The organism is Rhodococcus sp. MT28 (genome assembly GCF_058792695.1).
Window position 1 is genome coordinate 1,515,633 of sequence record NZ_JBXAFD010000001.1, and the last position, 20,774, is coordinate 1,536,406.

17 protein-coding genes are annotated in these 20,774 nt (G+C 62.2%); 11 read left to right on the forward strand and 6 right to left on the reverse strand.

Going from position 1 to position 20,774, the window contains the following annotated elements:
- The first annotated feature begins 7 nt into the window (after window positions 1–7).
- The 4 genes from AC1Q6C_RS07355 (at window position 8) to paaI (ending at window position 3,503) form a co-directional block, all read left to right on the forward strand.
- On the forward strand, window positions 8–619 hold the full coding sequence (locus tag AC1Q6C_RS07355) for a TetR/AcrR family transcriptional regulator (protein WP_007730612.1): 612 nt from the start codon (window positions 8–10) through the stop codon (window positions 617–619).
- Between the two features lie 88 nt (window positions 620–707).
- Entirely contained in the window at window positions 708–2,750 is a 2,043-nt protein-coding gene (paaZ, locus tag AC1Q6C_RS07360; protein ID WP_492666473.1) for a phenylacetic acid degradation bifunctional protein PaaZ, read from the forward strand.
- 6 nt (window positions 2,751–2,756) lie between these two features.
- The gene (locus tag AC1Q6C_RS07365) at window positions 2,757–3,068 is read left to right on the forward strand and encodes an EthD family reductase (protein WP_003943191.1); all 312 of its coding nucleotides are present in this window, start codon (window positions 2,757–2,759) and stop codon (window positions 3,066–3,068) included.
- Window positions 3,069–3,134: 66 nt separating this feature from the next.
- On the forward strand, window positions 3,135–3,503 hold the full coding sequence (gene paaI, locus AC1Q6C_RS07370) for a hydroxyphenylacetyl-CoA thioesterase PaaI (RefSeq protein WP_046380079.1): 369 nt from the start codon (window positions 3,135–3,137) through the stop codon (window positions 3,501–3,503).
- Window positions 3,504–3,536: 33 nt separating this feature from the next.
- Here the strand turns inward: paaI and AC1Q6C_RS07375 are convergent, their stop codons facing one another.
- Window positions 3,537–5,327: a CocE/NonD family hydrolase gene (locus tag AC1Q6C_RS07375; RefSeq protein ID WP_162114107.1), complete on the reverse strand. Its 1,791-nt coding sequence runs from the start codon at window positions 5,325–5,327 to the stop codon at window positions 3,537–3,539.
- 81 nt (window positions 5,328–5,408) lie between these two features.
- Window positions 5,409–5,855 (reverse strand): cupredoxin domain-containing protein, encoded by a 447-nt coding sequence (locus AC1Q6C_RS07380; RefSeq protein ID WP_003943263.1) that lies wholly within the window; start codon window positions 5,853–5,855, stop codon window positions 5,409–5,411.
- Window positions 5,856–6,127: 272 nt separating this feature from the next.
- Here AC1Q6C_RS07380 and AC1Q6C_RS07385 point away from each other — a divergent pair, with 272 nt between their 5' ends.
- Together AC1Q6C_RS07385 and AC1Q6C_RS07390 are read left to right on the forward strand one after the other, a co-directional pair.
- A complete protein-coding gene (locus AC1Q6C_RS07385) occupies window positions 6,128–6,490 on the forward strand; it encodes a hypothetical protein (RefSeq protein WP_042446474.1) in 363 nt (120 codons plus the stop codon).
- A gap of 7 nt (window positions 6,491–6,497) precedes the next feature.
- Entirely contained in the window at window positions 6,498–7,637 is a 1,140-nt protein-coding gene (locus tag AC1Q6C_RS07390) for a cation:proton antiporter (protein ID WP_030536077.1), read from the forward strand.
- Here the strand turns inward: AC1Q6C_RS07390 and AC1Q6C_RS07395 are convergent.
- Window positions 7,621–8,382: a DUF2127 domain-containing protein gene (locus AC1Q6C_RS07395; protein ID WP_003943067.1), complete on the reverse strand. Its 762-nt coding sequence runs from the start codon at window positions 8,380–8,382 to the stop codon at window positions 7,621–7,623. The genes AC1Q6C_RS07390 and AC1Q6C_RS07395 overlap by 17 nt on opposite strands.
- Before the next feature lie 75 nt (window positions 8,383–8,457).
- Between AC1Q6C_RS07395 and AC1Q6C_RS07400 the strand changes: the two genes are divergently transcribed.
- The 3 genes from AC1Q6C_RS07400 (at window position 8,458) to AC1Q6C_RS07410 (ending at window position 12,189) form a co-directional block, all read left to right on the forward strand.
- Entirely contained in the window at window positions 8,458–9,264 is an 807-nt protein-coding gene (locus tag AC1Q6C_RS07400; protein WP_492666474.1) for an alpha/beta fold hydrolase, read from the forward strand.
- A gap of 118 nt (window positions 9,265–9,382) precedes the next feature.
- Window positions 9,383–10,756 carry a 4-aminobutyrate--2-oxoglutarate transaminase gene (gene gabT, locus AC1Q6C_RS07405; RefSeq protein ID WP_162114106.1) on the forward strand — a complete coding sequence of 458 codons (1,374 nt, stop codon included), beginning with the start codon at window positions 9,383–9,385 and terminating at the stop codon, window positions 10,754–10,756.
- Window positions 10,753–12,189, forward strand: coding sequence for an aldehyde dehydrogenase family protein (locus AC1Q6C_RS07410; RefSeq protein WP_162114105.1), 1,437 nt, complete (start codon window positions 10,753–10,755; stop codon window positions 12,187–12,189). Before gabT ends, AC1Q6C_RS07410 begins: the two co-directional genes overlap by 4 nt.
- Here AC1Q6C_RS07410 and AC1Q6C_RS07415 read toward each other — a convergent pair.
- Window positions 12,165–13,697, reverse strand: coding sequence for a PucR family transcriptional regulator (locus AC1Q6C_RS07415; RefSeq protein ID WP_228401428.1), 1,533 nt, complete (start codon window positions 13,695–13,697; stop codon window positions 12,165–12,167). The genes AC1Q6C_RS07410 and AC1Q6C_RS07415 overlap by 25 nt on opposite strands.
- 163 nt (window positions 13,698–13,860) lie before the next feature.
- On the opposite strand from AC1Q6C_RS07415, the gene AC1Q6C_RS07420 reads away from it, so the two are divergent.
- Together AC1Q6C_RS07420 and AC1Q6C_RS07425 are read left to right on the forward strand one after the other, a co-directional pair.
- Window positions 13,861–15,300, forward strand: coding sequence for an amino acid permease (locus AC1Q6C_RS07420; protein ID WP_030536080.1), 1,440 nt, complete (start codon window positions 13,861–13,863; stop codon window positions 15,298–15,300).
- Between the two features lie 121 nt (window positions 15,301–15,421).
- Window positions 15,422–16,546, forward strand: coding sequence for a GGDEF domain-containing protein (locus tag AC1Q6C_RS07425; RefSeq protein WP_063892116.1), 1,125 nt, complete (start codon window positions 15,422–15,424; stop codon window positions 16,544–16,546).
- Between the two features lies 1 nt (window position 16,547).
- On the opposite strand, the gene AC1Q6C_RS07430 is transcribed toward AC1Q6C_RS07425, so the two are convergent.
- Together AC1Q6C_RS07430 and AC1Q6C_RS07435 are read right to left on the reverse strand one after the other, a co-directional pair.
- The gene (locus tag AC1Q6C_RS07430) at window positions 16,548–18,875 is read right to left on the reverse strand and encodes a putative bifunctional diguanylate cyclase/phosphodiesterase (protein ID WP_007730571.1); all 2,328 of its coding nucleotides are present in this window, start codon (window positions 18,873–18,875) and stop codon (window positions 16,548–16,550) included.
- 237 nt (window positions 18,876–19,112) lie between these two features.
- Entirely contained in the window at window positions 19,113–20,735 is a 1,623-nt protein-coding gene (locus AC1Q6C_RS07435) for an MFS transporter (RefSeq protein WP_042446444.1), read from the reverse strand.
- Window positions 20,736–20,774: the final 39 nt, after the last annotated feature.

Consider the following 20,774-nt stretch of genomic DNA (forward strand, 5'->3'; position numbering starts at 1 on the left):
TGGGGACATGACTACGGCACGCCCCACTCGACGCACCGGCCTCCCCGGACGTCCCGGCTACGACCTCGATTCGCTCCTGGCCGTGGCCGTGAAGGTGTTCAACGACAAGGGCTACGACGGCGCCAGCATGGAGGTGCTCGCCAAGAAACTCGGCATCACGAAGTCCTCGATCTACCACCATGTGTCCGGAAAGTCAGAACTTCTCGAACTCGCCCTTTCGCGTGCACTCAACGCCCTGTTTGCGGTCACGACCGAAGAGGGCGCCACCACCGGTCCGTACATCGACCGGCTCGAATACCTGGTCCGGCGCAGCGTAGAGGTGCTGGTCGCAGAGCTTCCATACGTCACCCTGCTCCTGCGCGTCCGCGGCAACACGACGGTCGAGCGCGCCGCGCTAGCTCGTCGACGCGAATTCGACAACTTCGTCGGAGGTCTCGTCGCGTCCGCCGCAGCGGAGGGAGACTTGCGCCCGGACATCGAACCAGCCCTCGCCAGCAAGCTGATGTTCGGCACCGTCAACTCACTGATCGAGTGGTACAAACCCCGAGCGGGTGAGTCCGTCTCCGACATCGCCGACGCGGTCGTCGCCGTCACTTTCGACGGACTTCGCAAGGCCTGACTCCAGGCAGTTCTGCCGAATCCTTGACAACGCGGCGTTACCGGGCGATCGTAATTACCGACCGAACGTACGGTGAGATGGAGTTGTCGTGAGCAGACTGTTGGAAAGCTATGTGGCCGGTCAGTGGTACGCCGCACCGGACGCAGGTACCCCGTTGCCGAGCGCAGTGGACGGATCGGAGGTGGCCCGGATCTCCGCAACCGGCATCGACCTCGCCGAGATGGTTACGTACGCACGCGAGGTCGGCGGGCCTGCGCTGTCCGCGATGACCTTCCACGAACGTGCCGGCGCGCTCAAGGCTCTCGCCCTCACGTTGATGGCAGGAAAAGCCGAGTTCTACACACTCTCCACTGCCACCGGTGCGACGACGCGAGATTCCGGGGTGGACATCGACGGCGGATTCGGGACCCTGCTGAGCTACGCGAGCAAGGCTCGGCGCGAATTGCCCTACAGCACAGTCTTTCTGGACGGAAACGTCGAGCCTCTCGGCAAAGGCGGAACCTTCCTCGGGCAACACATCTATACATCACGTCGCGGCGTCGCCGTGCAGATCAACGCCTTCAATTTCCCGGTGTGGGGGTTCCTGGAGAAGCTGGCACCGGCATTCATCGCGGGGGTGCCGTCCATCGTCAAACCTGCCAGTTCCACGGCATATCTCACCGAACTCGTCTTCCGGCGCATCATCGAATCAGGCTTGCTCCCGGAGGGTTCCGTCCAACTGCTCTCCGGTAGTGCACGGGGCCTCCTCGATCACCTCGGCGGGCAGGACTCAGTGGCATTCACCGGATCCGCCGACACCGCCGCAACGCTGCGTGCTCACCCGAACGTCGTCGGCAAGGGCGTCCATTTCAATGCCGAGGCCGATTCACTCAACGCGTCGATCCTTGGCGAGGACGCCGTACCAGGAACGCCCGAATTCGATTTGTACGTCAAACAACTCGTCACCGAAATGACAGTCAAGGCTGGTCAGAAGTGCACGGCGATCCGGCGCGCCCTGGTCCCGGTCTCGCTGGTCGACGCCGTTGTCGATGCCGCATCCGAGCGACTGAACAAAGTGGTCGTGGGACACCCCGATGCCGACGGCGTCACGATGGGAGCTCTCGCCAGCATCGAACAGCGTGACGAAGTCTTGAAATCCATTCGCGGTCTGACGAAGTCGGCAACTATCGTATTCGGAGACCCGGACAACGTCGACGTGGTCGGTGCCGACGGCCAGTCAGGAGCCTTCCTTTCCCCTGTCCTTCTCCGGGCGGAAGAGAATGCGCACGAGGTACACGAGCTGGAGGCCTTCGGACCCGTCAGCACCGTCATCGGATACGACGGCATCGATCATGCGATCGAACTCGCGGCCCATGGCGAGGGAAGCCTCGTCGCCTCGGTGGTCACTGCCGACACCGACATCGCACGTCGACTGGTGCTGGGCCTCGCAGCTTTTCACGGCAGAGTGCTCGTCCTGAACCGCGACGACGCCAAGGAATCCACCGGCCACGGCTCTCCCCTTCCAGTCCTCGTACACGGCGGTCCCGGCCGTGCCGGCGGCGGTGAGGAGCTGGGTGGCATCCGCGGAGTTCTGCACCACATGCAGCGGACCGCCGTACAGGGCACACCCGACGTCCTCACCGCAGTCGGCGAGCGCTGGTTCACCGGATCGCAGCGCACGACCGGATCCGAACATCCATTCCGAAAGAGTCTCGCCGAGTTGAAGATCGGTGACACTGTTGTCGGCGGTCCGCGCCAGGTCACACTCGCAGACATCGATCATTTTGCAGAGTTCACCGGTGACACCTTCTACGCTCACACCGATCCGGTGGCCGCTGCGGCGAATCCACTCTTCGGCGGCATCGTCGCGCACGGCTATCTTGTTGTCTCACTCGCTGCGGGCCTGTTCGTCGACCCGGCTCCCGGCCCGGTTCTCGCGAACTTCGGCGTGGACAGCCTCAGGTTCCTGACTCCGGTCAAAGCCGAAGACAGCCTGACGGTCACCCTCACAGCCAAGACCATCACACCTCGCAGCAGCGCAGACTACGGTGAGGTTCGTTGGGACGCCGTGGTGACGAACCAGGACAACGATCCGGTCGCGACATACGACGTCCTGACTCTGGTAGCCAAGACTCGCCCCGAAGGGAATTGAAAGCACATGACCTATCGAGTAGCAGTGTGTTACGGACGCCCCACCGATCCGGAGGCTTTCGACAAGTACTACAACGAGATCCACGTCCCGCTCGCCAGCGCAGTACCAGGGCTCTCGGACTTCACGTTCAGCAAGTGCTCGACGCTGGACGGCTCCGATCCAGTCTTCTATGCCGTCGCCAACCTCGTGTTTCCCGATCTCGAGACGATGCAGAGCGGCCTGAAGTCCCCGGAGATGGGCGCCGCTGGAAAAGATGTCGCAAACTTTGCCACCGGCACGGTCGACATGTATGTCCAGGAAGTTGTCTCGGTCCTCTAGACCCCTGCAATTTCCCGATCACACAGGAGTTGTCTCGTGAGTACAGGAAGCATCACCGCCAGAGAGATGTTCGACGCGGACCAGGCATCGCAGGCACTCGGTATCGAGATTTCCGAGCTGGCGCCCGGTAGCGCAACCGTGACCGTCACCGTGGGCGAAACCATGGTGAACGGTCACGGAATCACACACGGCGGTTATGTTTTCCTGCTCGCGGACACCGCGTTTGCGCTCGCCTGCAACGGCTACGAGGATTCAGCCGTTGCAGCGCGCGCGGACATCAGATTTCTGCGTCCGACCCGTCTGGGCGACACCTTGACCGCGGTCGCCACCGAGAAGGCTCGAGGCGGCCGAAGTGGGATCTACGACGTGACCGTTCGCAATGGCGACACCGTCGTGGCCGAGTTCCGCGGCGACAGTCGAACCATCACCCGCTGAAATTCAGCCCACGGTGTATCAGCCCACGGTGTATCAGCCCACGACGGGAAGTTCGAGGGGGCCGGAACCGTCGGCAAAGATCGTCACCGGCATACCTTGCAGTCCCCCACGGAAACTGATGTCGCCACCGGTGATCGCGAGACGCACGGAATGCCCTGGCTCGAATCGGTGCACTATCGCCGGCATCGTCACCGGCACCGGCTGCGACGGATCACTGATGCGTATGGGTGCGATGAGTCCGTTGATCAGCGAGGAAGTTCCGTCCGGAGCCACGTCGTAGAGTTTCGCGAACACCACCGGCTGTCCGGGCGCCGCAACACGCAGCGTCACAGTGGGGGCTCCCACCACGTCCATCGCCTCGGTCATCGGCGCAGTGGTCCAGAGCGCCTCGGTTCCCGGAATCTGTGCATTCGGAATGTTTCCGGCCGGATTGATATTGAGTGGCTCTACGCCCGTCGGCAGCCCAGCCGGTGCGGTGACGATCGTCTTCGAACCCGGTATCACCGGCGTGCCGTCCGGTAGCAGTCCCCCGTCAGCGGACAGATGGAAGGCGCGAGCGGTCCCGACATCGACGGTGTCGGACGTCGCGTAGGCCGGTGCCGCGTTTCCCTCGTAGTCGATCCAGTTGCGGAAATACGCGAATTCCGGGCCGGTCTCCGTGTTCTCGTCCTTGAGGTAGTGATCGAACCAGTCCATGAAGCGACCGGTCTCGTACTGGGTATCCTCGTCGGGTGCGGAGAAGCTGAACTCGCCCGGCGCAGCGGCCAAGTGGCTGTGCCCCCACGAATGCCAAATCATCTTGGCATCGACGCCACGATCCTTCAGCGCGTCGTAAGTCGCGGTTGCCTCGTTCAGATCGAACAGGGTGTCCTGTTGCCCCTGAGCAAGCAGTACCGGAATATTGATCCGGTCGACGAACGACGAGACCGACGACGCTCGGAGCTCACTCACTACTTGCGGTCCGATATCGCCGGTCACCACTGCCTCGGCGATCGCGTTGCACATGTAAGGGACGTAGTTCGGGCAGCCGGGTAGCCGTGCGGGATCTGCGATGTAACCGTCCACACCGGGATTCGCGATGCCCGCGCCGAAGAGCAGCGATGCAAAGAGCACCTTCGCTGCTCCCGGCTCCGCAGTCGACACTCCGGAGATGGTCCCGGTGCTGTTGGGCGCCAGAGAATACGAGAGATCGTTCCAGGTGATCATGGGGATGATGGTGTCGATGCGGGGATCGACACTCGCGGCGGCGAATTGAATGCCGCCGCCGTAAGAGCCACCCGTCATTCCGACCCGCGGGTCGTTCGTCGACGGTGCACCGGTGTGATCGACGGAGTCCTGAACCACCGCGGTGAGCGCCGGATAGGGCTGCGTCAGAGCCTGATCCGTGAAGGCAATCCCTTCTTGGCCGCCGAGGAAGCTGACCAACTGGGAAGCGGCGACACCGTCGTATGCGGGAGAGTCGAGGGTGATCTTGCAACTCGAGCCGCCGAAACCCAATCCCGAATACGTCAGTCCGACGTACCCGTTCTCGGCGAAGTTCTGCAGGGCCGGAATCTGGTCCTTGTACGAACCGCCGAACCCGTTGGTGGTCAGGATCGCGGGAGCTGGGTTGTCAGCGTCGACACCATCGGGAACAAAGAGTTCACCGACGACGGTGCACGGCGTCGAGAGTTCAGGCCCGACATCGACCGAGAAGTACAGCAGCTGTGACGAATACGAGCCGTTCGGTGAATCCGCGAGCGCCGGCGGCGAAAAGCCGAGGGCGCAAACCACGAGCGTGACGACACTGATCGCTGTTCTCCGGCGCACCTGAAAACCGTACACCCGGATCTGTTCTCCACCAGCCTGATCGGCTGCGCGCCGCCGAAGTTTCCGGAGCAAAAGCTACGCCGGACGGGCCGACCTCTACTTGACCGTCAAGGTGCCGTGCATGCTCGGGTGGTAGGTGCAGTGGAACGTGTACGTTCCAGGCTCGTTCGGCACCGTGATGGTTTCCGTCTCACCCGCTTCGATGTCCTCGTTGAACAACCCCGCGGTATCGGACGTGACCGAGTGCTCGACGGTGTCGTTGTTCTGAATGGTCAGTACCTGTCCGGGCATCACCGACTCCGGCGTCGAATACTCGAAGCCGCTGATCACGATTCCCATCGACGACGCTCCCGGCGTCGACATACCCAGAGGCATGCTCGGCATCGACATACTGGTCGGCATGCTGGTCATCGGCATACTGGTCATCGCCATGCCGTCGTGATCGGCCGAATCGTTGTCCGACGAATCGTTGTTGTCACTGCACGCGGTCAGTGCGAACACCGCCAGGATCAGCGCTGCGAGCACTGCGAGAATCCGCTTCATTGCTTCGCCTCCTGCTCGTTCCCCCGCAGTCTGCTGATTACCCGCCGCCTAGGGGGCCAAACAGCTCCGATGTGGTGCCTGCGGCGCTGATAGTGCACGATTTCTGCACCAGCTCCACTCGCGGACCGACACTGAAGGAAACAGCACAGATGGCCAAGAGCAAAACGTCGAAGGCAGCCCAGCCGAAGGCGTCGAAGGCAGCGCAGCCGAAGGCTCCCAAGACAGCAGAGCCGAAGGTAGCCGAGAAGGCTCCCGCCGTTCTCTGGAAGGACCTGCCGGACGAGCACGACTACCCGGCGGCCCGCGATTACCTCCAGTTGGGCGCGACGCCGGTTCAGGTCCAAGCTCTCGTGTACGCCCTCAAGACGGCGACGCTGGTCTCGAAGAAGGCCAAAGACATCCTGCGGGCTGCTGGGCTCCCTCTGCTTCCGGTCGACAACCCACACGTGGCTGCCGACCTGTTGAAGATCCGCAAGGGGATCGCGCTGTCGCCGATCCTGCTGGTGCAGGGAGACTTCCGCGCCGGAGTACCGGCGCAGATCGCCGACGGCTACCACCGTGTCTGTGCGAGCTACCACGTGGACGAGAACACCGCCATCCCCGCGAAGATCGCACCCTCGACAGTTAACTCGTAGGTCGTCGATGACCTTCGGCATCCTTGCCCTCGTCGCGCTGGCCGGCATTCTCGGCCCGCTGCTCGGCGCTCGCGTCAGCTGGCATGTCCCCGTGGTGGTCGGCGAACTTGCCGCGGGCGTCGTCTTCGGTGTCACCGGTTTCGGGCTGCTCGACTCTTCGGACCAGACTTTCACGTTCCTGGCCGATATCGGATTCGCGCTCACGATGATGGTGGCCGGCTCACACGTCCCGGTTCGCGATCCGGCAGTCCGTGCGGCAATCGGCAAGGGTGCCGTTCGCTCGGTTGTCGTCGGACTTCTGTCGGTTGTTGCCGGCTACGGTGCGGCGACGGCATTCGGCACCGGTCACGCCGCGCTGTACGCGGTCCTGATCGCGTCGTCGTCCGCGGCGTTGATTCTCCCCATCGTCGATTCGCTGGGGCTCGGTGGAACCTCGGTTCTGCAGATGACTGCCCAGGTCGCGATCGCGGACACCGTCTGCATTGTTGCGCTGCCTTTGGTGATCGATCCGGACAATGCCCCTCGTGCCGGTGTCGGCGCACTGGCTGTGGCGGCGTGTGCGGTTGCCTTGTTCTTCGTACTGCGAGCCTTCCACCGGTCCGGCCATTGGCGAAGGCTCCACAAATTCTCGGAGAAACGAAAGTTTGCACTCGAACTCCGGATCAATCTGGTGATCCTCTTTTCTCTGGCAGCGCTGGCGTCGAGCACTCACGTGTCGATCATGCTCGCGGGCTTCGCCTTCGGGCTCGTTCTTGCCGCGATCGGTGAACCCCGCCGCCTCGCCAAACAGCTCTTCGCCATCACCGACGGCTTCTTCGCCCCCCTCTTCTTCGTCTGGTTGGGAGCGGCGATCAATCTGCGCGACCTCGTCACCCATCCGTCCGCCATCTGGCTCGGATTGGTCTTGGGCGGAGCAACTCTCGTGGTTCACGCCGCGATACGCGCCCTCGGTCTCCCGCTCCCTCTCGGCGTGCTGTCCGCCGCACAACTGGGAGTACCGGTTGCCGCAGTTACGGTGGGCACTCAATTGGGGGTGATGGGCGACGGTGAACCCGCAGCCATCCTCCTCGCCGCCATGATCACAATCGGTGCAGCAACGCTGGCGGGTGCTGCCGCGTCGAAAGCTGGTCTCACGAAGCCTGCTTGACCGCGGCCCTCTCCACCGTCAGCAAGCTCTCCTCCGAATGTTCGGCGTGATACGCCGCGCCGCCGCCGCGGACACCGAAGAGTCGCTTGCTCCAGATCAGCCATACGACGGCAGCGATGTTCACCAGCAGCAACCCGGCCCTCAACCACGTGATCTTCTCGGTCAATTCGTAGATTTCGAGGGGCAGGAACAAGCTGGTCGCCACCACCGCGAAGTACTCGCCCCAGCGTTCGACCATCCATAGGCCGACTGCCTCGATCACTTGAAGGCCGGCGTAGACCAACAGCCCGACTGCGATCCAGGTGAGCGTCGTAGCGGACAACGAAAACGCCTGCTCGATGTGATGGACCAGTTTGGAATCGTCGATGTTCCAGCCCAATTGACGGGCAAGTGGCCTGATCAACGGCAATTCGTTCTCGAAGGCGTCCTCGGCGCGACCCTTCGACGATCTCAGTTCGAACACACCGATCGCCAGAAGAACCAAACCCAGAGCGCGGAACATTCTCTCGGTGGCGAGAAGTCGCATGATCAACCGGTCGCGAAGCAGCCTCCCCCGCGGAACCTCGGGGGCGGCGTCCGCCGGTCCCGATGCTCGGGGCGCTCCCGGGACGAAGTTGCCGCAACGTAGGCACCGCCACGCCTGACCCACCGCAGTATCCACATGTAGTCGATCCCGCAGCTCAGGTTCGTCCGGAGCGTAGGTCTCGTGACCGTGCCAACTGCACGAGCGCAATGCGAAGTCCACGGGTGAACTCTATGCCGCATATGCCCGGTAGCGTGGATACCCGCTGACCGTGCACTTCGAACGATGAGGATTCCGATGACAACCACCAAGATCGAAACCCGGCATGGCGTCATGGCAGTCGACGACAGTGCCACCGACGGTTTTCCGGTTGTCTTCATCCACGGGAACTCGGCCAGCCGCTCCATCTTCCGTCATCAGGTCGACGCCGACTGGGCCGGCGACTACCGCATGATCACTCTGGACCTACTCGGCCACGGCGACTCCGAGGACGCGAGCGATCCCGAAGCCGCATACACGCAGAACGGTTACGCCGACGCCATCGTCGATGTTCTGACCGAACTCGGCATCGAAAGAGCCGTTGTCGTCGGCTGGTCGCTCGGCGGACACATCGCTCTCGAGTTGATCGCGAAATTCCCCGGGCTCACCGGAATCGTCATCACCGGTACGCCGCCGGCAAATCCCGAGACGCTCGGCGACGCCTTCAATGCCGGCGACGGATTGTCCATCGGCGGCACCGAGGTCATCACCGCGCAAGAAGCCGAACTCTACGCACGAATGACCGCCGTTCCCTTCGAGCAGGCTGCCCTCGACGCCGCGATACGCACGGACGGACGCGCTCGCAAGATCATGTTCGACGCATTCGGCGCCGGCCGCGAATCGGATCAGAAGGCTCTGGTTGCAACGGCGTCTGTGCCTCTCGCGGTGATCGACGGCGCCGAGGACCCGTTCGTGAACACGTCGTATGTCGCGTCGTTGACCTTCGCGAATCTCTGGGAGGGCACGTATCACGTGATTCCCGGTGTGGGGCATGCAGCGTTCTGGGAAGCCCCTGAGGTGTACAACCCACTGTTGCAACGATTCCTCGGCAGTTTCGCACAGTAACCTGCTGGACAACCTGCTGGACGCGGCGTCCTATGAGATAGAAGCCACTCGACAATCCGGCCATGTCCGGATCATTCATCGCCGTCCTACAGTTCGGAAAACGACTGGAGGCACTGCGATGACCATTCTCGAGCACGGCACGGAAACGTGCATCGGTGGACCGACCCTTCCCCAGATACGACGCCTCGTCACCGAAGTGCCCGGCCCCAACTCGCGCGCTTTGGCAAAGCGCCGGAGCGCCGCACTGCCGGCCGGGCTGACCAGCGGATCCAGCATTTACGTTGCCGCAGCGGGTGGAGGAGTTGTCGTCGACGTCGACGACAACTCGTTCATCGACTTCGGCAGCGGCATCGCCGTGACCACCGTCGGAAACAGTGCGCCGCGCGTGGTCGAACGCACCACGCGCCAGCTCGGTCAGTTCACCCATACGTGTTTCCTCGCAAACCCCTACGAGGGGTACCTCGAGGTCTGCGAAGCGCTCAACCGCCTGACCCCGGGAGATCACGAGAAGCGAACAGCGCTGTTCAACACCGGCAGCGAAGCGCTCGAGAACGCCGTGAAATACGCACGTGCCGCCACCGGTCGCCCGGCAGTTGTCGTCTTCGACCACGCATTCCACGGTCGCACGTTGATGACCATGACGATGACAGCCAAGAACCAGCCGTACAAGGCCACATTCGGCCCGTTCGCATCAGAGGTCTACCGGGTTCCGATGGCATACCCCTACCGTTGGCCGAGCGGCCCCGAAAACGCGGCCGACGAAGCATTCGCCCAGTTCCGTCTTGCGATCGACACTCAGATCGGCGCCGAATCGGTAGCCGCTGTGGTCGTGGAACCGATTCAGGGTGAGGGCGGTTTCATCGTTCCCGCTCCGGGATTCCTGAAGCGAATCTCGGAATTCTGCCGTGAGCGCGGCATTCTCGTCGTCGCGGACGAGGTCCAGACCGGTATCGCACGAACCGGAGCCTGGTTCGCCAGCGAGAGTGAGGACTTCGTCCCCGACATCATCACAACCGCAAAAGGTCTCGCCGGCGGAATGCCACTCGCCGCCGTGACCGGCCGTGCCGACGTCATGGACGCCGCGCATCCCGGTGGTATCGGCGGTACGTACAGCGGCAATCCCGTTGCCTGCGAGGCCGCCCTGGCAGTTTTCGAGACGATCGAGATGGAAGGGCTCCTCGACCGCGCCAAGGACATCGGCGACATTCTGACCACAGGTTTGTCCGAAATCGCTTCGGACACAGACATAATCGGCGACATTCGCGGACGCGGCGCCATGATTGCAATCGAACTCGTCCACGACGAGGACAAGGCTCCGAATCGCGAGGCCGTCGCCCAGATCGTCAGCTACGCCCACGCGCACGGTCTCCTTCTGCTCACCGCCGGCACCTATGGAAACGTCGTCCGTTTCCTCCCACCGCTGAGCATCTCCGACGAGTTGCTGACCGAAGGACTCGGTATTCTTCGCGACGCTGTGGCCGCAGTCCGATGAGCGTCGCAGTGCGCAGCTTGATCGGCGGAGCTTGGGTCACGGGCAGCGACGGCACACTGACGGACACCAACCCGGCCCGTCCCGACGAGGTTGTCGCCACCGGAGGCCGCGCCGGTGCCTCCGAAATGGCGACCGGTGTTCGCGTCGCCCGCATCGCCGCGAACGACTGGGCCCGCCTGCCGATGTCCGCACGCGGCGCATACCTCACTCGCGCAGCGGAAATCATAGAATCCAACGCTGAGGCCTGGGGCGAAGAACTCACCCGCGAAGAAGGGAAAACGCTGGCCGAGGGTATCGGAGAGGTGCGCCGCGCAGCGCAGATTCTGCGTTACTACGGCAACGCCGCCGACCGCGAGACCGGAACGGTGTATTCCTCCCCACGTAGCAGCGAGCAGATTCTCGTCACTCGCAAACCTCTCGGAGTGGTAGGCGTCGTCACGCCGTTCAACTTCCCGATCGCGATCCCGGCATGGAAGATTGCGCCTGCCTTGGTGTACGGAAACACCGTCGTCTGGAAACCGGCTGCCGCGGTGCCCCTTCTGGCCTTCCGTCTCGCGCAGGCACTGACCGAAGCGGGCCTACCCGACGGAGTCCTGAACATGATCCTCGCCGACAGCGCGGCCGGTGAAGCGCTGGTCGATCACCCGGACCTCGACGCCGTCACCTTCACCGGTTCCACCGGCGTCGGCCGAAAGATCGCGGGATCTGCTGCGGCGCGCGGAGTTCCGGTACAGGCGGAAATGGGTGGAAAGAACGCAGCCGTCGTACTTGCCGACGCAGATCTCGAGCTTGCGGTCGACCAGGTCATGCTGGGCGCATTTCGGTCAACCGGCCAGAAATGCACGGCCACTTCACGTCTGGTGCTCCATGAATCCATCGCCGAGGAATTCCTGGCCAGGCTGACCGTTGAAGTCAAGCAACTGAGAGTCGGAGATCCACTCGATCCCGACGTCACGACAGGTCCCGTGGTCAGCGCATACGCGCAGCAGTCGATCATCGGGGGGATCAATCGAGCCGTCGACGGCGGCGCCAGGGTTGTGGCCACCGCCGAAGCGCCGCAGTCGGGCTACTACGTCCAACCGACAGTGCTGGAACTACCGTCGAGCACCGAACTGTGGTTCGAGGAACTCTTCGGCCCGGTACTGGCGGTGCAGCGGGCAGCAACAACCGCAGACGCATTCCGCTTGGCGAACGAGGGCGAATTCGGTTTGTCCGCAGCATTGTTCACGCAAGACCTGACCAGTGCACTGGCCGGTATCGACGATCTGGACGTGGGGATCCTGCACGTGAATTCGGAATCGGCGGGCGCTGATCCCCACGTACCTTTCGGCGGCGCGAAGAGGAGTGGATACGGACCCAAGGAACAAGGCGACGCGGCGCGAGAGTTCTTCACTCACACCACCACCGTCTATCTCAGGGGCGGCCGAGCGTGATCTGAATTCGATTCCGCCTGCAGCAGTTCACGAGCTTTGAGTGCGATCCACAACTCGGACCGGGTGTGGGCGGAATCGAGATCTCTCCCGATCAACTCGGCAGCCTTGTCCATGCGGTTACGCAGCGTGTGCCGGTGAACACCCAATTGCGCTGCAGCGGATTCCCATTGACCATTGTGGTGCAGGAACGCTTCGATCGAGTCCACCAGACGGGAACCGTTCTCGGCGTCGTAGCCTTCCAGCACACCGAGACCGCTGGCCGCGATCGACTGCAGAACATCGCTCGACTGCACACTCAACAAGAGACTGAAAGTCCCGAGTTCCGAGAACGGAACGAGTGTGTGTCCTTCGACCTGCCCCACTTTGGCAGCAGAGACGGCCTCGCGCAGACTGGCCGCAACACCGCTAATCGGCCGGACGCCACCGATTCCACCGTTGATACTCCGGCGTGAATTCTCCCGTACTCTCGCATACACACTGCGCGTGACCTTCTCCGCAACTTCACTTTTCACGACGAACCACACACCGGTTCCGTCAGTCAGCGGGGCCAACAGGTACGGCACCGACTCTTCTTCCAGGGCCGCTGAAGTGATGTCGGTGGCCGCAAGCAAAGGTCCGACATCGGTCAAGGCGGTTGCCACCACCGTGGTTTCGGATTCGAATCCGAAGTACCGCAACAGACTTTCGTCGACGTCACCGCCGGCCTGGCGCACCATCGTCGTAACGGCCAACCTCAGCCGCTGTTCGGCATCGACAACCCGCAACGGCTTGGCAAGCTCGATGGTCAACAGCGACACCGTGTGGCCCACCAACAATCGCTCGGACTGATCCAAGGCGGCCTCGGACGCCACGGCCAGCGTGCCGCTCACAGCAAGGCGGTGAATGGCCAGATGGCCGTCGTCGTCCACCACGATCCGGCTGCGCTCCTTACCTGATCGCTCCCTGATGCGTTCGGGCAGAGACGAACTCGCACCTTCCGTCAGAGCCAGCACCGCGCCGTCCCGATCGAGAACACAGACTGCTGCGTGAACGGCTCGACCCAGGGCAGTGATCAGAGCCGGCACCCCGTCGAGCAGGGCACGCGCCAACTTCTCCTGCGCGTCGACCACCGCCTGCACCGTTCGTATCTGGTCGGCGGTCAGTTCGTCGATCACGGCCCGCGAAATGGCGATGAACGGCGTCTCCTTGGCGACGGAAAGCACGGCAAAACCCAGTTCGTCGCCGGCCCTGATGATCGCGTCCGGCACCCTCTCGTGCACGGTGCCGGTGTCGAACGCCAGTGCCACCGCACCGGTCTGCGCGATGCGCTCGACGTACTCGTATTGCTTTGTCGCCGAACGCGGTAGATGCAGCCCCGTCGTCATGACAAGCTCTCCACCGGCGAGCCAACGGGTCGGATCCTGCAATTCGATTGCGTGCGCCCAGCTGATCGACAGATCCACGTCGTCGTGACCGGCAACGATCGTGAGGCCGAGCGAGGTGGTGGCAGCCAGCCGTCGGACAGTCATCGGCATTACCGGAACCTCCGAAGGCAGTGAATAGAAATGCAGTGGACAGAACTGACAGTTTCCAGTTCAGATTTATACATCAAGTCCATGTTCTGGATCACACGATGAGCTTAGCGTCTCTCCGAAAGAACTGATCGCGTCATGCAATAGGAGCTGAGCCCAGATGCCCGACAGCAGCACCGAAACAGCCGAAGCCGCCAGCGTTCATTCGACACTCAAAACAGGCTTGAAGAAGCGCCACCTGACCATGCTTTCCATGGGCGGCGTCATCGGCGCCGGTTTCTTCGTCGGTCTGAGCGGAATCATCAACCAGGCCGGCCCCGGCGCAGTCATCACGTGCGCGATCTGCGGCATCATCGTGTTCCTGGTGATGCGCATGCTCGGCGAAATGGCCGTGGCCAAGCCGTGTACGGGATCGTTCACCGAATACGCCCGCATGGCGTTGGGCGACTGGGCGGGTTTCACCACAGGCTGGCTCTACTGGTATTTCTGGGTGATCGTCGTCGGCATCGAATCCGTCGTCGGAGCAACCTTGCTCTCCCGGTGGATCCATGGTGTCCCGCTCTGGCTCATGTCAGCGGTACTCCTGTTGGTGATGACCGGGGTCAATCTTCTCTCCGTCAGCAACTTCGGCGAGGCTGAATACTGGTTTGCGGGTATCAAGGTCGCCGTCATCATCGGCTTCATCGTGCTCGGCAGTCTGTTCGTCTTCGGCATCTGGCCCGGCAGTGAAGTCGATTTCAGCAATCTGACCGGCCACGGAGGATTTCTGCCGAACGGCTTCACCCCCGTACTGGTGGGCGTTGTCGCCGTGATCTTCTCCATGACCGGAGCCGAGCTTGTCACGATCGCCGCAGCGGAATCCGCCGAACCTGCCGGAGCGATCAGGCGGGCCACGAACACGGTCGTCTTCCGCATTCTCGCCTTCTTCGTTGTCGCCACCTTCCTCCTCGTGACGATGCTGCCGTGGGATTCGTTCGTCGTCGGCGATTCTCCGTTCATCTCCGCACTCGACCTGCTCGGAATTCCCGGCGCCGCCGACATTCTCAATCTCGTGGTTCTGGTCGCGGTGCTGTCCTGCCTCAATTCCGGCCTGTACACGGCGTCACGGATGCTCTTCGCACTCTCCGTCTACAACGACGCGCCGGCCTGGATGACACGGACCAACAGCCGCGGCGTGCCGGTGAAGGGAGTACTCGCCTGCACCGTGGCCGGGTACTTCTGTATCGCGGCCGGCTACATCTGGCCGGATACGATTTTCTTGTTCCTCGTGAATTCGTCGGGCGCAATCTGCTTGTTCGTTTACATCCTGATCTGTGTATCCGAACTACGCCTCCGACGCCGATGGGAACGCGAAAGCCCCGAGATTCTGAAATTCCGTGTCTGGTTGTATCCCGGCCTGCCGATAGTGGTCACTGGTCTGATTCTCGTGATCCTGGTGGGAATGGGTCTCAACGAACCCACGCGCGCGGAATTCGTCCAAAGCCTGGTCGCGCTGGGGGTCATCCTCGCCGCTTACGGCGTGAGAAAGTCTCGTACGCGAAAAGTCGGATCGTTCGCGACCGCCTCGAACAACGCACACAGCAGTTCGAAGAAAGCTTGAAACAAGCATCGAGTAAGCGCTCGACTCGATAATTGAACCTCTTCCCCGAAAAGAGCCGATCCGATGGAAGCGGTCGAACATAGATTTTCTCTTTACCTAAATTCAAGGCAAAATGGACAGCATGCCGAGCCCTGTCATCGCCTCCGAGGGGCAGAGTTCTTGGCGAACACTTCACGAATGGTTCAACGAACCACACGACTACGAGTGGATAAAGCACCAGAGATCCGGCCGGGCAATCATTCCGATCTTCCGAACCTTGCTCGGAATGATGACGATCATCTTCGGACTGTCCGCTTTCTACAAATTGATCGGTCCGGATACGCCGCCGACCACCCCCGGCAAAGCTCTTTCGATTTTCATGATCTGTACGTGTGTGGGAATCGCCGCATGCTGGTTCACACAACCGTTTCCCGGACGCCGGGGGTTGCTTGCATTCGGAATATTCGCAGATCTCGGGATCGCGGCTGCCGTCCTCCTGGTGCCGGATCGCTCGTCCGGGACGTTCGGTTGCATCGTCTTCGCGGTCACCGGAACCTTTGCGACGCTTTTTGTCAGCGCAAAGTGGCTTGTCGCTCATGTCGTTTGGTCGACGACCGTCACGACTACCGTTTTCGTTCTTGCATATCTGGAAGGAGACGTCGATATCACGACGCTTCTGGCCCGCGGCACCGTTCTTTTCGGAGCTGTCACACTCGTTCCCATTTTTGCGCACCTGACTTGGCGCACTCTCTACCGCGATGCCCAGTATTCGGACCGGGATCCCCTCACTGGACTGTTCAACCGTCGGGGACTGGAAGGGGCAGTCGGCGATCTCTTCGAGAGCGCCCGAGACGATTCTTCATCTCTCGCCTTCATCGTCGTCGATATCGACAAATTCAAAACGGTGAATGATCTTCACGGTCATGCCGAAGGCGATCATGTCATCAGGAGAACCGCGAACCGATTGAGCACACATCTCGGCGAACGCGGAGTCATCGCTCGAACCGGCGGGGAAGAATACCTGGCCGTCATCGCCGGCGATCCCGAATCGACAACCCTGTTGATCGAAGGGATAAACGCGGCGCTGTCGGATTGTTCCGACGCGATCCCCACAACGGTGAGCGTCGGAGCGGTGATGATGACCGCCGAATCGAAGGCGTGGAGCGGCGGTGCTTCCGCAATCCTGGCGGCGACAAATGTCGCGGATTCGATGATGTATCAAGCGAAGGCGGCAGGCGGTAATACGATCCGCTCGGCTCAGATCTGATTCACAGCCACGTAAGTGGGTGGACGCTGCGCCCAGTTTCCGTGTCCGTCGCGGCAAGATACACATCGACGCGCTCAGCGGTCAGAGCCTTGCTGATGTGGTAACCCTGGACCAGGTCACACCCGACCCACTGGACGCGGCGGAACTGCTCGATGGTCTCCACGCCCTCGGCCAACGATTTCATACCGAGGGCCGCGGCCAATTCGACAATGGACTTCACCACGGACATCTTCGGATCGTCCGAGTCGGTGACCAGCATGCGATCGATCTTGAGAACGTCGATTGGAAGTCTCTGGAGCGTGGCAAAGGACGAATAGCCGGTGCCGAAATCGTCGAGTGCGACGGTGACCCCGAGCTCACGCAGCTTGTAGAGATCCCGGATCGCGCGATCGTCCACAACACCTGTCTCGGTGATTTCGAGCTGCAGCAGTTGCGGAGGCAAGCCCGAATCCGTCAGCGCTTTCTTCACCATCGCACCGAACTCTCGCGACACCAACTGCACTGGTGAAACGTTGACCGAGACGCCAATTCCGGTCGGCCACCCCGCAGCAGCGGCGGTCGCCATCGCCATTGCCTGCGCGCCGAGGGGAATGATCATTCCGGTTTCCTCCGCCACCGAGATGAACTGGCTGGGCCCGATGAGGCCGCGGCTGGGATGGTTCCACCGAAGAAGAGCCTCGAAGGCCACCACTTCACCGGTCTGAGTGTCGACCTGAGGCTGGTAATGGAGATCGAACTGCCCTTCCTCGATCCCTCTGTCCAGCTCGTGCAACGCCGTCGCCCGCGCCGATGCCCTCGCCCGCAGCAGCGGTGAGAACTTACCCACTCGATTGCGTCCCGTCGACTTCGCCTCGTACAGAGCCAGATCCGCCAGCATCACCAATCCGTCGGCGTCCGTCGAATCCTCGGGCGCGCTCGAGTAACCGATCGTGGCCCGCACTTCGATCCGATTGCCTTCGACGAAGAATGGTTCGTGCAGCACTTCCAGGTACCGATCGAAGATCACACCGGGATCGTCGCGCGAAGAGGTGCAGACGATCAGCCCGAATTCGTCACCGCCCATCCGCGAGCACATGTCCGAACCGATCACGTCGCGAAGGCGTTTCGTGACTTCGAGAAGTAATTGGTCCCCGATCGGATGGCCAAGGGTGTCGTTCACCGATTTGAAGTTGTCGAGGTCGAGAATCCCGACGAGAACCTGCTTCTCCGGCACGCGGGAATCGATCGCTTCCTCGAGCGCCACTCCGAACGCACGACGGTTCGGCAACCCGGTCAACGAGTCGGTGGCCGCAAGGCGAAGGATCTCCTGCTCGTGGACATACCTCTCCGTGATGTCGGAACCGACACCGCGCCAACCCAGAATCACGCCGGATTCGAGGACCCGTGGATTGCCGGAAAGAGACCACCAGCGTCGCCTACCGTCGACATGCACCGGCACGACAGTGTCCCGGAAGGGAGCACTCGATTCGAGTTTGTCGATCATCTGGGCCGCGGCCGCACGCCCCTCCGGACTCGATGCGATCTGGAGTCTGGTGAGGAGTTGTCCGAAGGTGAGTTGCTGCAACTCGTCCACCGTCATACCTGCGACCTCGGCGAGACGTGCCGAGGTGTGGGAGAACCGGCCGTTGGTGTCGCACTCCCACAGCCAGTCGCGGGAACCGCCCTCGAAACCGTCGAGCAACAACGCCACAGTCTGACGCTCGGATTCCGCCTGAAACTCTGCGAGACAACGTCTCTGGAAAGAGGCCGACAGATAGACCGCCCCTACGGTGAGCGCAAACATGTAGATGCACAACTGAATCGCAAGTATGCGAAAGTGGGGTTCGGCGTGGACGACGAGAACAGTGAAGACGCCGAGGCCGTGAATGTAGATCCAGGTCAGGCTCACCGATCTCAGACTCGAGAACGTCACGGTCCCGGCGCCCATGATCCCGGCCATCGTCGCGATCAGAACCAAGTCGCGGAAGACGTCCATGTCGTGAAAGAGCAGAGCGAAAAGTGTGACGTCGAGGGTCGCGACCACGATCACTTCGACGAGCAGACCCACGTAGTCGTAGCGCGGGGTGTGCTTCGACGGCCGCCAGCGAAGGGGAATCCATACTCGGATCGAATTCGCGAGGACGAGAAAGATGAGGGCGCCACCCAACCACCTGAGCGTCTGACGTCCGGGCGGGACGGTGTAGGTCAGAATCACGACCAAACTCGCCATGTACGCAAGATTGGCGAACGGCGCGACGGCTGCAGCTTCGTCTATCTGACGGCGAAACAGGCTGTTGCAGTCGGCCTCCGAAGCAGGATCTTGCCTGCCCAATCGACTCGGACGGCTCATCAGCGAGGCATCCCGACATCTGCGCAGGCGCCATCAGCGGGCGTCGAATCCGCTCGCCTGGCCATCCGAACCTCCCCTGGCTCCCCACCGAACCCTTATCCGGTGAAACGTCAGTGTTTCAGACTCGCTGCTTGTTTCCTTCACAACGGTAGCCATCTGACGAATCGATTGTGCGCAGATCACTATATCCAGAGGTCGTTCCGTCGATCGTCCAGGTCGATCCGCGATTGCTGATTCTTAGCTCGAACCACGTTTGTCGCCGACCGCGACGCGGGGGATTCGAGCGGTCGGGAACAACGCGGCGATGGCGAGCAGCGCTGCCACGGCAAAAGCGACACGCAACGCGTCCAGCCTGGCTTCTTCGTTCACGTCCACGATCGCATCCGCCGTGGACTCGGCGACGCCGGCGTCATCGAGAGCGGATCGGAGTTGCGTCGTCGACAGGAACGGCACGCCCGAGGCCATGTCGGTGCTCGCTTGCTGCTGCACCGATGTCGGAACCGCCGGATTGTCTTCGATTCCGGCGATCGCCGACGTCGTGAGAGTGGCAATGAGAACCGATCCGATCAGGGCAGTTCCCAAGGAAGCGCCGAGGTTGGTGGCGGTGTTCTGCAACCCGCCGACCTCGGTGCTGCGCTCGTCCGGGACCGAGGACACCGTGACGGCTCCGAGCTGCGAAGACAGGCACCCCAAGCCGAAACCCATGAACAGCATGGGAATCATCACGATCGCCGCATTGGCGCCGGGGTCCATGCCTGCAACGAGCATCAGAATGCCGACGACCATGACCAACAATCCGACTCGGACCACGCGTCGCGGGTTCGCGGTAGGCCGTAGCTTCGGAATACCGATCGCCGCCACGACGAGCGCCGCCGACAACGGCAGGATGCGAACTCCCGTCTCCAGGGCACTGAGCTCCAGAACTACGGACAAGAACAACGGGACCGCGAAGAACACGCCCGCCTGGACCAGAAACTGCGCGAAGAACATCGACAGCCCGCCACTGAGCTCGCGGTTTCGCAGCATCGCCGGATCAAGCAACGGCTCCTTCCCCGCAGCGGCCAGGCGTCCCTCCCAGCGCAGGAATCCGTACACGACCAGGAGCCCGGCGATCAGCAGCCACACCACCGGGGAAAGCCCGACCAACTGCGGTCCGTCGGGTTTGGCCTGCACCCAACCCCACTCGCTCGAGCGCAGTACGCCGAAGACGATCATGCCCAGCCCGACCACGGACAAGATCGATCCGACGTAGTCGAGGCGCGACTTCGACGGTGGGACGTCGACCACCTTGCTCAGCACCAGCAAGATCAGGACAACGATCACGACTTCGCCGACGAACACGTAACGCCATGACGCAAATGTCGTCGCGGCGCCGCCGATCAGCGGCCCGACCGCCACGGCCATCGCGCCGGCGGCAGCGACCAGACCGTAGGCAGCCGGGCGCTTCTGCGCCGGAAAGTTGGTGGCGACGAGCGCGACGATCGCGGGCATGATGAGTGCCGCACCGACGCCTTCGAGGAACGACCATCCGATCAGCAGGACCGCAAGATTGGGAGCGAGCGCCGTTGTCAGAGAACCTGCGCCGTAGATGATCAAGCCGAGCGCGAAGGCTCGGCGACGACCCATCATCGACCCCAGCTTGCTGCCCGTGATCATCAGCGTCGCCATGACCAGGGTGTACAGCGTGATCGCGGTTTGAATGCCGGTGATGCTCGTGCCGACGTCCTCGGCGACGGTTGCCATCGAAACGTTCATGACCGAACTGTCCAAGGTCATCAGGAATTGGCTGGATGCCAACACCGTGAGAACCAGTCCTGAACCCGCTTGCGTCGTCGAACCAGCAACCTGTCCGTCACCCATCGTGCGGGTGTACCCGGTGTTCAGGTTCTCGAAGCAGAC